This is a genomic window from Bacillus sp. JJ1122, assembly GCF_036964885.1.
Classification (GTDB): domain Bacteria; phylum Bacillota; class Bacilli; order Bacillales; family Cytobacillaceae; genus Mesobacillus.
In genome coordinates this window covers 24415-37480 of the sequence record NZ_JBALQL010000036.1, presented here as the reverse complement: position 1 = coordinate 37480, position 13066 = coordinate 24415, and the positions used below count along the sequence as shown (strand labels likewise).

The window sequence follows — 13066 nt, the reverse complement described above, 5'->3', positions numbered from 1 at the left end:
ATAAATTTATTGTCGTCTGTTATTTTTTTATATTCAGCAGATTTTGGCCGCAATTATAAGTTAAGCCTACCCATTACAATCGTGTCATAGTAGTTACCATCTGACAGCAGCTTATCTTTTTTCAACACCCCTTCTACTTCAAATCCGTATCTTTTATATAGCTCGCACGCTTTCTCATTCGTTTCAAGAACATGCAGGCAAATTTTCTTAATTCCATTTGAGTCTGCCCAGTTAATCGACTCTTCTAAAAGCTTTTTTCCAATCCCGTATCCCCAAAATTCTTTAAGAACACCGATCCCGAATTCCACTCTGTGGGAGCTTCTTTTCAAAGTATTGCCTGCACATCTTGAAAAGCCAGCAATTCTTCCATTCACTTCAGCAACTAAAAATAGATTATGTTCACTTTCGGAATCAGCTTTTATGATTTGCATGAATCCTGCTTCATCTATGTATGCCTCGCCACGTTCCCGATCCATATTCTCCGTTTCTCCATCAATCTGCAAACGGACTTCCGACAATACTTCCGCATCTTTTTCCTCAGCAGACCTGATATAATAGTGCACTTCACGAACAAGAAACTCTTTTGGTTCTATTCTCATTTCGTTCTCTCCTATCAATCTATTTTTATACATTTATTTCCTATTAGGGATTTATATATTATCATCAGTTCATGGCTGTGTCACTTATTTTTCACGTGAATGCTAGACCATTTTTGAATTTTTTCTTAGTTCATATAAGAAATGACAGGACAAACAAATAACAACCAAAAGAGTAAAAGAGCAAGATTTCGAATTAAACTTTGAGCTGGTATATGGTAAAACTGATGTAGGAGTCGTAAGGCTCTAGAAATTTATATTAAAAATCTAGAAGTTACATTATTTGATTGTAGAAAAACAAGAGGAGTAATTTGATGAAAACAAAAGATATTGGAGCGATGTTTGCGCTTGCTGCCTTGTGGGGAGCCTCATTCCTATTTATTCGGATCGCTTCACCACTAATTGGCCCAATTTTCACCATTCATGGCCGTGTAACAATTGCAGCAATTGCGTTGTTGTTTTACATATTTATGATCGGGCAATCCACACAATTCAAACGACTTTGGAAACAATATCTTGTCATTGGTGCATTGAATGCGGCTTTGCCATTTACCTTGATTGCTTTCGCTGCCCTTCATTTAAATGCATCTATGTCGGCAATTATCAATTCCATGACACCTTTATTTACAGCACTTGTCGTTTGGGTATGGATGAAGGAAAAGTTAACTATGAGAAAATGGCTGGGGATTTTAACAGGTACGATTGGGGTCATTATTCTAGTTGGGTGGAGCCCGATCCCCCTAACAATAGAAGTGCTAATTGCGATCATCCTATCTGTTCTTTCCACAGTATCCTATGGCATTGCAGGTGTGTATGCGAAGAAGAATTTTGGAGGAGTCCCTCCTTTGACAGTTGCTTTTGGTCAACAATTGGGTGCAAGCTTGCTTCTCATTCCATTCACCTTATTCCATTTGCCAGAATCAACTGCTGTCCTTACCCCCATGGCAGCATTTTCAGTTGTGGGCCTTGCGCTTCTTTGCACTGCTATTGCATACTTGCTGTATTTCTATCTGATCGAAAGTGTAGGTCCGACGAAAACTTTAAGTGTGACATTCATGATCCCTTTTTTCGGTATGTTATGGGGCGTACTATTCCTGAATGAACAAATTAGTTTAGGGATGATCGCTGGTCTTATCGTTATATTAACCAGCATTTTTCTTATTTTTGATTTTCATCCTAAAAGAGTAACTAGGAAAGCGGCTTAATCATGAGAGCCCACTAATAAAGACCATTCGTTTGGAGATGTTTACCCTGAATGTTCATGTTAGCATGATTAAATATAATGTCCTAATTAAAATAAACAAGGCTGTAGACAACCTTGTTTTCAAGTTTGTCTACAGCCAAAGTGCCAGGCGGAGAAACCTGGCACTCCATTTTACTTATTCTTCCTCTTCAAAAAAATAATCTTCATTCACAACCGAAAATTCATCTATCACTTCCCCGTCAGAAGTTAAGGTTGTAAACGTAATTCGATCCTTATCAACCTTTGCCCGCATGGAGACAGCAATGTTATCCATATTGACATATTCAAACTTTTCATCAGCCACTGCATCGTAATGCTTTTTGCCTGTTGTTCCGGCAACTACATAAACTGTTCCGTTTGAATCTTCTTTTCCTGCCTTCAACTTTTTCGTCCTGCCGTATGAATGGTCATGGCCTGAGAATACAATATCGATCCCCAATTCATCGACGACTGGAAGCAGCTTTTCCCTCATGATTTCATTTCCTCCAAACGGATTCGTGAAATATGGTGGTTTGTGTGTCACAAGGATTTTCCATGGCTTATCGGAATTTTTCACATCCTGCTTTAGCCATTCGAGCTGCTGTTCTAAAACATCAGTCTCACTTGTATAGCCTAATACGCTTATGTGCAAGTTGTTATAATCGATTGAATACGTACCGCCCTTATCTGCTGCCGGACCATTTTCCGGTGAGTTGAAGATGGCTTTAGCCAAACTTGCATCTGCATCTCCCATGTATTCATGATTTCCTAATGCAGCGACCAGGTCAGTATTACGGATGTTATCGTACTCATTCAATGATTTTAATGTGTCGTTCCACTGGCTGAATTTAGAAGACTCATCAATGAAATCCCCTACATGGATCATGAACGATAAGTCTTTATTATTTAGCTGTCCCATGATTTTATTAAAATCGCTTAAGTCAGAAGGCGACTGAGTGTCCCCCAGAACTGCGAACTCAAAGCTTTGCTTTCTTTGTAATGTGGTGAATTCCTGTAGCTCTGACCAAGTCTCACCATCACCAATACGGAAGACATAAGTTGTATTCTGTTGCAGCTTCTTTAATAAGACTTCATTCACTCTGACAATTCCATTCTTTGTGATATCCTGTTCACCAGAGAATACCTGGCGACTCGAAGATCCTGTGGCTGTTTCTAGGGAACCTTCGCCCTTTCTGTCATAATCCTGCTTTCTTGCATATTGAACAACCGTTTTTTCCTTAGCTAATGGACTCGACATCCAGGTTAATGCCTTTTCCTTATAAGGGTCAGCTGTTGGTGTCGAGAGTAGGTTTTTAATTTCATCAGCAGCCAGTAATGCCGGATATGTTTGTGTGTTCCATTTGAATGAATATTTACCATCTTTAACTGCATAAATCGCGAGTTTCTTCACTTCACTCGTAATCGAATCTACGGTTATCTTGCCCTCGGTGTCTGTTTTTCCTAAAAATAATGATTCTTTGCTGCCGTCGATTGTCGCATAGACTTCCACGTCTTTAGCAACTTCATTTTCATTATTTTTAACGGTGAAAATGGACGGCTTGCCAATTAGGATCGCATCCCCTTCGACATTGAAGGCTCCCTTTACTTCGACACTTGCAGGCACCATTGAATAGGTGGACACGAAGTTTTCTTCTTTAGGAGAATTAAGCTTAAGCTCTGCATCGATCATTTCATAGGTTAGCTTGCTGCCTTCCTTTGTAGAAGCAGGAACTCTGATTTTAATCTCTGCTGCCTCGGCTGAAGCTCCAGTTGCAGTGCTATTCACCACCAAATTTAACGATAGGATTCCTGTTTCTGCATCATAGCTGGATGTACTATTCTTGAATTCTTCAGTAAACTGAACAGCCTCCACCGGGAAGTTCTCATCAATCTGGATGTTCATTTTGGAACCTGAAATCTCAGCAGGATTCGTTGCCTTAACGCCAAGACTGTACACATCACCCAGAAATGACTGTTCCTCACCTGATAGATCAATTTTCCCCGAACCCGAATTCACGGTAAAATAAACCGTCTTGATCGCCTGGTTTCCAAATTGATCTGGAACCATCAATGTGACCTTATGAGTACCATCTGCCCATTTCAAACCGCTCAGTGAAATAGATCCGTCCATGTCATAGGAAAAATGGCCTTCTGCATTGGAATAATTTTTCCCATCAACATAGATATTGATTTTTTCCCAATCAATCCCCGTTTTAAAAGGGTCGTCTTCAAATTCATTCACTTCCGCCTTCAGGTTAACAGCACTTGATGTAAAGTTTTTACCTTCAACATTTACGGATTTGATTTCCGGTGGATATAAATCATCCATTTTCTCACCATAAACGGCCCTGATATTATCAATATAAATTGATCCTTTTGTCATTGGCCCCGTAATTCCAGATTTCGTGGACATCATGCGAACCGCTTGGGTGCCAGAAATCTTAAATGGTCCTTTAAAAGTTACCGGGATTTCTGCCTCGATATATTTCCAGCCAGTCCAATCGATCCCCGGAACCTCTTGTGTCAGATTGATCGTTTGTGCTTTATTATTTCCATCTATAATCATCATTCTCACCCAGTACCCTTGGGCTTCTGGGGTGCCATACACCCACATCCCTATTCCCGTAGGGTTATCATCGATTGGTGTATTTACACCTGGACCTGCGTATACACCAAGAGTCGTTCCAATCGGCGAATTCGTGAAGTCGAAATCCATTTTTAACGACTGGTTTCCGAAACGGACTGGAGCAGGATATTTCGATATACTAAGAGCACCTTTTTCACCGCGGTTTGCTGTAGAGGTTTTCCATGAACCAAGGTTTCCTTCAAAATCGAACATCACTTCAGGAAGCTTACCTACAGATACCTTTATTTGTGAGGAAAGGCTAGTCCCCTTTAGTCGAGCTGTAACGATGCCAGTAACATTTTGATCTCCAGTATGAAGAACGCCAGCTTCATCAATCGTTCCCATTCCTTCTGGAATTTCAAACTCGATATCTTCTAATTTCCAAGCAACTTCTCGCTTTTCAAATTTGGTGATTAAACCTAGATTGATTGCACTGTTCCTGGCCGCCGTTAATTCTGCTGCTGAAAATGACATCTGATCAGGCTGTGCGATTTCAATTATGCTTTTGCCAACCTCATTGCCATCTAACTTAAGCAGAACATTAAATTGACCTGTTTTCCCATTCGATACAAATGTTCCGTTCTCAGCGATTTCACCGAAAGTTGGATCGGATAATTCCCACGTTAACCCAGACTCTGGCAACGGTGCTGGGGCCATTGATTTGTCCATTCCCTTTGCGCTGAAAGTGATGGTAGAACCAGGTGTAAAGGATTTGTCGTAAGGTCCAATATGCGCGGATGCAAACACATGGTCTGATGGCTCCTCTGAGACGATCAGCCAGGAATTCGCCACACTTCTTTCTGTACGGTCTGATGGTACATTGTCTACTTCGAGCTGATCGCCGCCCAGTTGACGAGTCGTGAAGGTCGACGATCCGCCACCATCCAGGTTCAATGCACTAACTGCACCCATGTCGATCATAAGCTGGGCTAAATCAGGCATAGAGATTCCCGCAGAATATGGCTCTTGCCGTCCATCAATCACAACGAAAAACACATCACCGTCTGCCTTGATTCCCACTGCAGTTCTCGGTTCTTTTTCTGCACCCGTTTGTGGAGTTTGATAGACTTGGCCGCTTTTTACAAGAATCGCATTTCCGCCTAGAGCTTCTTCAACTTGGTCCTTCATCCCTTCAAATTCTGCTGGAGTGCCGATGACTGCTTCCCCGGATTTTTTGATCGCAAAGAACTCCTGCCCAGACGAGGACTTATCTTTTACTGCTTGTCCATCCTTGTATACGTAGCCTAAAGGCTCACCAGTGGCCATATTGTAGAAATCCGCATTTACAGCAGCCACTACGTGATGGTTTTCTTTATTAGCGGCACTTGCCTGCTGCCTGACAGGCTGCAACCCAAAAGCTGTTCCGTCATTGGGTGTGCCAGCTTCAATGGTTACACTTGGATTTTGCATATCCACTTCCACTACAAAACTCTCAATCTTCTTCCCTTCTTTTCCCTCGAAGCTATAATGCTTCTCCTTCACACCAGGTGCTAAATCAGCCTGATACTGGTTAATTGGGAGTTTGACAATGGGAGACTTTAAATCGAAACTGCCAAGTGCTGATGTCAAAATTGGAAAAATCATACTAGCGGCTAAGGTAACAGATACGGCAATCGGGACAATTCTCTTCTTCCAATGCTTCTTCATCGTTCTCCTCCTATGTATGTTTTCAATGTTATGTAATACATCTTCCATCTTATTAAAAGACTATTAATCTAGTATTAATCCATTATTAAGATTTTTCTAAAAATGGGTAAGTGTGGAAGGACCTAATTGGAGTTGGGAAATAAATGGGACTTAAGCTCATCTTTTAAAAGAAAAGTTACTTGTAAGAAGGAATACCGCAACAAACAATCAAATTAATAGATTAACGAGGAAAAAAAGGTGGTTGAAAGTTATGAATCCATTTGTATTTGCTTGTATTGCTCCTCATGGCGGTGAGCTTATTCCTGAATTGCAAGGCTCTGACCCTGCGCGAATGGCTTTAACGCGTGAGAGTATGATAAAGCTTGGGAAGAACATGAAGGACGCTAATCCGGATTACATGATTGTTCTTACGCCGCATGGGACTAGGATTAATGGGAGATTTTCTATTGTGGATTCTGAACGGATGGAGGGTTTTTGGGAGGAAAACAACGAGATCTTCAGAATGGAAAAACAAGTTGCCCGTGATTTAGCGCGTGCAATAAACAAGGAAGCATTGAGAAACAATGTACCAGCTTCAACAATCAATTTCGGAACTTCCGAAGGACCGATTTCATGCCTGCCATTGGATTGGGGTGCGATTGTACCGCTTCGTTTTATGCCAGACGTTCCGATTGTTGTCATTACGCCATCGAGAGATCTGAGCTTCCAGCAGCATATTGAATTTGGAAGGACGCTTCAGAAAGCGGTCGCAAAATCTAATAAGCGAGTTGGTTTAATAGCCAGCTGCGACTGGGCACATGCTCATGCTGAAACTGGTCCATATGGTCATCACCCTGCCGCCAAACAATTTGATGAACAAGCCGTTGATCTAATCAAATCGAACCAGATAGAAAAAATTGCTGAATTTGAAGCTGCCTGTATTGATGATGCGAAACCTGATGGAATCTGGCAAACATTGATTCTTGCAGGAGCCATTCCTATTGAACAACGAAATGTTGAATTTTTATCTTATGAAGTACCTACCTATTTTGGATTGATTTGCGCGGGTTATTTTTAATGAGGACAGTATCACCAATTCGCGAACCTTTGCCACTTTTACAAAGATATATTTATGTTGCATCGATTCAGAAAGAGTTAAAGCATTTTAAATGGTAATGATATTTAAGGGGAGATTGGTATAAATCATTTACGTTCAAATATATTTCTGTTATTTTTGGCAATTTTATTTTTCGCAGGTATTATTCTTTTTTCTTATAGGTTGTTTGTATGGGGATTTATACTGGTATTATTCTTGCTCTTTATCTGCATCTCCACTAATAAATACCGTTCATCCGTTTCCTTGTTTCTGTTTTTCTTATTAGGTACTTTGATGTTTCAATTAGGAAGCATTTACATCAATGGATGGAGTATATCTGCAGAAATAAAAATCCTAATTAATAGAAGTTTCCTTCTATTAATCATTTTTGGTACTGCAATTTCACTATTGTTATTTAAACAGAAAATTTCTATCTTTGCCCTTTTGCCTGATTGGCAAAGTAGTATCAAGATGCCGTTTCATTCAATTAAGTTACCCTATTTTTTACTTATTGGTTTAATAGGTTCGAGCGCAATACTAATACCAATATTTTTTCATCAAGAAATGAGCTATGTAAAATCAATATTACTATTCGGCATATTGTTCGCCGTCATAAATGCTACACTTGAAGAGATCCTTTGGAGAGGTATTCTGTTATCAAACTTAAAAGAAAACATTTCCACTTATTTTGCTGTCGTCATAACCAGTATCGGATTTGGTCTATTGCATTTATCAATTGGAATGCCTTTTATAGTCTGTTTACTTTTTTCTTTCGGAGGGCTTTTCTACGCAATCGTCGTTTTAAAGACGAATAGTATATACCCAGCGATCGTTTTTCACATGGTGATCAACTTGGGAATGGTTTTTAATGGCTGGATCATTTGAAATTAGTAATGTGCTTAAAAGAAGAAAAGCTCAGAGACTCTGAGCTTTTTGTATGTTATAGATGGTTATCCGTATTGTGGAGTTGATGTTACATGGTTTGCCAATTCCGATATCCCGCTATTTGTTACAGTATCCTTTTTGTATAAGGGTATTTACTTAAAATTCAAAGTCAAGAATCATTTTACTGCTTTGATTTGAAAACTTGTAATAATAGGACCCTTTCAAGCCTTCTAAGTCACCAGTTGTTTTAATAATGGTTCCTGGAGAATCTAGATTCCCTTTATCAAATAATCCTTGTTCTACAGCAGTAAATGTCCCTTTTTTCCCCTTATAAGTCCCTTCAAAATGAAGAAAACCAGAAATTTTCGCAGTAGCCAAGTGGCCATCTTCTATATTTGATTCTATATAATAGAATAAGTACTCAACAAAAGCTTTTCCTTTTAATTCACCGTCAAGATCGTATTCGACATGTGCAATATTAATAGGGAAATCTTTTCTAGTGTCATCGACTGGCTTTTCATCCCATTTGCTAACTGTAAATGTAACCTCCATACGTGTAATCCTCCTTTTATTCGGTGATAATCTACTTCAGTATACACCTAAAAAGTACCATCTCATTACAACTTTATGGAGCATCACTTAAAAAAAGATAACAATGAGAAAATTAAAGCAACTTAGATTAAACCATCCATAATTATCACATTACTATGATTGTCGTGTGTCAGGCCAAATTATAAAAGTAGTGGCGTTCATCCATTACTTAAACTCAAACTTGGCTACTATTGTTTTTCATAAGATGCCACGCAACGCCTACTAATAATAAGGCCAAAATCAGCTCAGGGATGACAACGAATAGAAAATGCGCTCTAATTATTGTTTCTGCTGCCTCCGGTTGTCTAGCAATGCTCTCTACAGTTGCCGCTCCTGATATCCCAATCCCTAAACCAATCCCTAAAAATCCTAACAAGGCCAACCCCACGCCTACACAACATTGAATGAAACTTTTCATCATTCCAATCCTCTCCTATATTAGTGTCATTATCACTATATGCAAGAGAATGGGAGCCTGAATGGACGTTTGCTTCAAGAGAAACGTCATTTATACTAAGTTCTTTTGCATCCTATACAAGAGAACAGCTTCTTCCTCTTCCATCCTGACCATTTCAAACCCGTTTTTTTCGTAAAAGGAGATCGCCCCTCTATTTGTCTTAGATACTCGCAGCTGATATTTTTTCATTTTATTTTTGCGGAAGTAATTCTCAGCGTATTCCATCAAGGCCGTTCCATATCCTTTTCCTCGATATTCAGGAATTAAATAAAAGAGGTTAACATAGCCGATCTCTTTCTTTTTATAACGTATGATTTGCAGCTCTACCTGACCAACTGGTTTAGCACTGTCTTCAACAATCACCAACCCACCTGGAAACTTTTGAAGAAGTTCATTAACCCTCATTAGGTAAACGTCATTATCACCAAATAAACTCTCGTCACCAAAACTGATGACAAACGCATCTCTTCTGAATTTTATTATGGTTTCAGAGTCAGTTAAAAGGTCAATATTGCGGAAAGAAAACAAGTAACATCCCTCTTTTTAATTGGATTCTAATAAACCGTTTTCCTCTTACAATATATGTTCCTTGTAAACTATATAATCCACAGTATCTTCATTTTCCAACTTAATAATCATTCCTTGCTTCTCTACAATTTTAAGGCAAGGATACATTTAAAAACCTTAATCTTTAACAATTAATCCAAGCAATTTTGAAAAACCTATTGCCTGATTTGCAGAGACCTCACAGCCTTTCAAGCTTTCTAATGAAACATTAAGCTGCTCATATGTACAAGTGCTGATATCAATTCCCTTTAGCTCAGTTTCCGTAAAATCAATCTGGTTAAGATCGCAAAGGTTGAATTCTACCTTGTTCAGTTTACACTCATAAAAGTTAGCACTTGCCAGTGACGATTGATCAAATCTTACCTGCTTTAATTTCGCTTCAGAAAAGTCGCTTAAATTCACATCACAATTTTCAAAAGAAACGTTACCAAGGTTCGCTTCTGAAAGATTTATCCCTAATAATTTGCAATCCTTAAAAACAACTCTATGAACGATCCCTCCAGAAAAATTGGCATTCGACAAATTACAATCCTCAAAAATGACATCCGTAACATCAATTTTATTAAATGAAGAATGAATAAATGTAGTATTTTTGAAATGGACTTTTGAGAAAAATACCCTATCCATTACCTCATGATCAACCACCGCACCATCCACTTCACAATTCACTAACTCAGGATCTTCCTCATAGTAAATATCTTGAAAATTTGCTTTCTCTAAATATGCTGGAATTTTCGGTTGATCTACTTTTATTTTTTTCAACTCGGTACACCTCTTATCGTTTTCTTGAAAAATAGTATGTACCTGTAACTTTACACACAAATTCTTTTGCTTATAAGTCTTTATTTTTTTATTAGGTTGTGTCAAAAAACTTAGTTTCGAAATGAAAAAAGGGACCGTGAGAGTAACGGGTCTTCTTGAAGCTTGCAAATTACGGTACATTTTAACCGCCCATTTAGCTAACAAAATTAATAAGGAAATAAAAACTCGCTTAACGTAATCGTTAAGCGAGTTTTGCTTATTTAATATCGGCATATTAGAATACGGTACCTTTTAGTGAAATAAGTTAGTTTCTTATAACTGCAAACTCATAGTTATTGTCCTTATGCTAAATCCCAATTTTTCATACAGTTTAATTGCTTGATTCCCGGCATATGCACTTAGACGGATTTCAGAATATCCATCTTGTTTTAGCTGGTCAATGCCTGCTCTCATTAATAGTTTGGAAATCCCGTTTCCTCTAAATTCTTCAAGAACAAATAGTTCGTAAATAAATCCATTCATCATATCAGTAAGTTTGTCTTTGCTAGTCCCTATAAGAATCCAGCCCATTAACTTATCATTTTCTGATGCTATTAAATAATAGCTTCCCTTTTCCAAAAGTGGTTTAACAAGTTGGTCAATTTTTTCTTTCGTAGGTTCTACTTCACCTAATGTGCCATCAAAAACAGCTTGTGGCGATAGAGATAATACCTCTTTCAGTTCAAAATCATTAGGTTTTCTAATATCCATTAATTGAATCAGTCCTTTAATTTCCTTTTATTCAGTTTAGCATAATATCCCAATAATTCTCCTCCGAAGTCTTTATTATTAGGATTATTCCTGTGCTAACCTGCTCCATATGTTCAATAAGGAATTCAACAAAAAAACGGTTAATCCTTCCTGGATCAACGCGCCCGTATGTTAGTGTACATAATACACAATCTGAAACTAGCATTAATTTTTTTGTTATAAGTAATTTAAGAAACACGTAGTTATATAACATCAATTTTTATTGAATTAACAAAGACCAACGTCATACTTTCTAGAATTTTTTTTGCCTATTATTGTGGTGTAAAATATGTTTCAATGTGTCAATGAATGATAAATTGTATAGTCCACTTCACCTGAGATGTTTTTCAACCCATCTTCACACAACTCCATTGCCATTAAGTTCTCCTTGGATGGTGGTAAGTTTTTCTTGGAAGCATATATACCGAACTCAGTTGATGTTTTAAATCCAAAGCGTCGATAATACCTAAAATCTCCTTCAACAATAATTCCCTTATACCCTCTATCAGAAGCTAATTTAATACCTTCCTGCAACATAAACTTACCAACACCTTGCCGTTGCTTATTAATCGCCACAGAAACGGGGGATAACATTAATATTTCATTTTCAAATTTATTACTTAATGGAAGTTTTGAAAGTATAAAGTGTCCTATAATTCCCCCCTTCTCCTCAGCAACTAAATCAAGTTCTGGCATGTAATATTGTTTTTCCCGAATCTCTCTTACAAGAGATTTTTCAACTACACAATCTGAAAAGTTGGTATTCTTGAATATTTCATAAACAAAATCTTCTATAAAACTATATTCTTTTTGTTTTACAGCCCTAATTATCATTTTAATTGCAACTCCATTTCGTAAGAAAGTTCCCTTCATTTTTTAAATTCTTCTTTAACTAATCTGTACCTTTCGTAATTATTCAACTAAAAAGAGCCTTAATCCTTTAATGGATCAATGCCCCGTTAGTTGATCATACTCTTAACCAGATTTTGTTCCAATAACAACTGTTGCATCCAATTTTTTATCTCTCACTACTTTGGTAATTAGTCCAGCTTTAACAAAGATTTCAAAAGTTTTTGCGCCCTGCTTTTCGCTCGTCTCTATCAATAGATGTCCCCCAGATACAAGCCATTGGGTTGCCTTTTTCGCTACCATACGATGAATGTCTAGCCCATCCTTTCCTCCGTCAAGTGACACTTTTGGTTCATATATACGTGCTTCTCGTGGCAGGAGTTTTACTGAGTCAGTAGGAACGTAAGGTGCATTAGCCACTATGATGTTCACTTTACCTCTCAAGGAATGGGGTAATACATTATATAAGTCACCTTGATAAACGTGACCACCAATCTTAGTTATGTTATGTGAAGCACATCGTACAGCAACGGGGTCAATATCAACGGAGTGTAATAAAATCTTTTTAAGGCCGGTTGCTATTGCAGCGCCAACAGCACCAGACCCGCAACATAAATCCAAAACAATATCATTTGGGCAAGTTAAAACTTTTGCTTGTTCTACCAGAAACTCTGTTCGCCTGCGAGGTATAAAAATACCCTGTTCAATTTCTATTCGTATACCACAAAACATCGTGAATCCAAGCACGTATTCAAGCGGTAAACCACTTAATCGTTTTTCAACCATACTCATTAGTTCTTCTATATTACTGGCCTCAGAAATTAGTAACTGTGTTTCTTCTTCAGCAAAGACACAACCCTCGGTCCGAAGTTTGTTGATTATGCTTTGTTCAGTTTTATAATCTAAGAATTGGTTAAGTTTTTGTCCGATTAATCTCACCGCTTCCATAACATATGTAATTTCACTCTGTATTCTATAAGTATAAGTAAAAATAATATCC

At 38.0% G+C, this 13066-nt stretch carries 12 protein-coding genes; 3 read left to right on the top strand and 9 right to left on the bottom strand.

The window, feature by feature from the left end; genetic code table 11:
• Positions 1-53: 53 nt before the first annotated feature.
• Positions 54-599 (bottom strand): GNAT family N-acetyltransferase, encoded by a 546-nt coding sequence (locus tag V7201_RS19510; RefSeq protein WP_335378433.1) that lies wholly within the window; start codon positions 597-599, stop codon positions 54-56.
• Positions 600-910: 311 nt separating this feature from the next.
• Between V7201_RS19510 and V7201_RS19505 the strand changes: the two genes are divergently transcribed.
• Complete coding sequence (locus tag V7201_RS19505; RefSeq protein ID WP_335378432.1) at positions 911-1801, top strand: DMT family transporter; 891 nt, start codon at positions 911-913, stop codon at positions 1799-1801.
• 174 nt (positions 1802-1975) lie between these two features.
• Here V7201_RS19505 and V7201_RS19500 read toward each other — a convergent pair whose 3' ends face one another.
• Positions 1976-6091, bottom strand: coding sequence for a phosphodiester glycosidase family protein (locus V7201_RS19500; RefSeq protein WP_335378431.1), 4116 nt, complete (start codon positions 6089-6091; stop codon positions 1976-1978).
• Between the two features lie 250 nt (positions 6092-6341).
• Here V7201_RS19500 and V7201_RS19495 point away from each other — a divergent pair, with 250 nt between their 5' ends.
• Positions 6342-7148 (top strand): extradiol ring-cleavage dioxygenase, encoded by an 807-nt coding sequence (locus tag V7201_RS19495; RefSeq protein WP_335378430.1) that lies wholly within the window; start codon positions 6342-6344, stop codon positions 7146-7148.
• 312 nt (positions 7149-7460) lie between these two features.
• Positions 7461-8051, top strand: a complete 591-nt coding sequence (locus V7201_RS19490) for a CPBP family intramembrane glutamic endopeptidase (RefSeq protein WP_335378429.1) — start codon at positions 7461-7463, stop codon at positions 8049-8051.
• A 156-nt stretch (positions 8052-8207) separates the two neighbouring features.
• Here V7201_RS19490 and V7201_RS19485 read toward each other — a convergent pair whose 3' ends face one another.
• The 7 genes from V7201_RS19485 to V7201_RS19455 form a co-directional block, all read right to left on the bottom strand.
• Positions 8208-8603, bottom strand: coding sequence for a DUF3224 domain-containing protein (locus tag V7201_RS19485; RefSeq protein ID WP_335378428.1), 396 nt, complete (start codon positions 8601-8603; stop codon positions 8208-8210).
• A gap of 214 nt (positions 8604-8817) precedes the next feature.
• On the bottom strand, positions 8818-9063 hold the full coding sequence (locus V7201_RS19480; RefSeq protein ID WP_335378427.1) for a F0F1 ATP synthase subunit C: 246 nt from the start codon (positions 9061-9063) through the stop codon (positions 8818-8820).
• Positions 9064-9150: 87 nt separating this feature from the next.
• Positions 9151-9627, bottom strand: a complete 477-nt coding sequence (locus tag V7201_RS19475) for a GNAT family N-acetyltransferase (RefSeq protein ID WP_335378426.1) — start codon at positions 9625-9627, stop codon at positions 9151-9153.
• A 156-nt stretch (positions 9628-9783) separates the two neighbouring features.
• Positions 9784-10428, bottom strand: a complete 645-nt coding sequence (locus tag V7201_RS19470) for a pentapeptide repeat-containing protein (RefSeq protein WP_335378425.1) — start codon at positions 10426-10428, stop codon at positions 9784-9786.
• A gap of 312 nt (positions 10429-10740) precedes the next feature.
• Complete coding sequence (locus V7201_RS19465) at positions 10741-11178, bottom strand: GNAT family N-acetyltransferase (RefSeq protein ID WP_335378424.1); 438 nt, start codon at positions 11176-11178, stop codon at positions 10741-10743.
• Positions 11179-11511: 333 nt separating this feature from the next.
• Positions 11512-12090: a GNAT family N-acetyltransferase gene (locus V7201_RS19460; protein WP_335378423.1), complete on the bottom strand. Its 579-nt coding sequence runs from the start codon at positions 12088-12090 to the stop codon at positions 11512-11514.
• Between the two features lie 102 nt (positions 12091-12192).
• Positions 12193-13014: a putative protein N(5)-glutamine methyltransferase gene (locus V7201_RS19455; RefSeq protein WP_335378466.1), complete on the bottom strand. Its 822-nt coding sequence runs from the start codon at positions 13012-13014 to the stop codon at positions 12193-12195.
• Between the last annotated feature and the right edge of the window lie 52 nt (positions 13015-13066).

Excerpts from the sequence above, each read along its gene's own strand:
- V7201_RS19510 (WP_335378433.1), bottom strand. The coding sequence starts at position 599 with ATGAGAATAGAACCAAAAGAGTTTCTTGTTCGTGAAGTGCACTATTAT.
- V7201_RS19505 (WP_335378432.1), top strand. The coding sequence starts at position 911 with ATGAAAACAAAAGATATTGGAGCGATGTTTGCGCTTGCTGCCTTGTGG.
- V7201_RS19500 (WP_335378431.1), bottom strand. The coding sequence starts at position 6,091 with ATGAAGAAGCATTGGAAGAAGAGAATTGTCCCGATTGCCGTATCTGTT.
- V7201_RS19495 (WP_335378430.1), top strand. The coding sequence starts at position 6,342 with ATGAATCCATTTGTATTTGCTTGTATTGCTCCTCATGGCGGTGAGCTT.
- V7201_RS19490 (WP_335378429.1), top strand. The coding sequence starts at position 7,461 with ATGTTTCAATTAGGAAGCATTTACATCAATGGATGGAGTATATCTGCA.
- V7201_RS19485 (WP_335378428.1), bottom strand. The coding sequence starts at position 8,603 with ATGGAGGTTACATTTACAGTTAGCAAATGGGATGAAAAGCCAGTCGAT.
- V7201_RS19480 (WP_335378427.1), bottom strand. The coding sequence starts at position 9,063 with ATGATGAAAAGTTTCATTCAATGTTGTGTAGGCGTGGGGTTGGCCTTG.
- V7201_RS19465 (WP_335378424.1), bottom strand. The coding sequence starts at position 11,178 with ATGGATATTAGAAAACCTAATGATTTTGAACTGAAAGAGGTATTATCT.
- V7201_RS19460 (WP_335378423.1), bottom strand. The coding sequence starts at position 12,090 with ATGAAGGGAACTTTCTTACGAAATGGAGTTGCAATTAAAATGATAATT.
- V7201_RS19455 (WP_335378466.1), bottom strand. The coding sequence starts at position 13,014 with ATGGAAGCGGTGAGATTAATCGGACAAAAACTTAACCAATTCTTAGAT.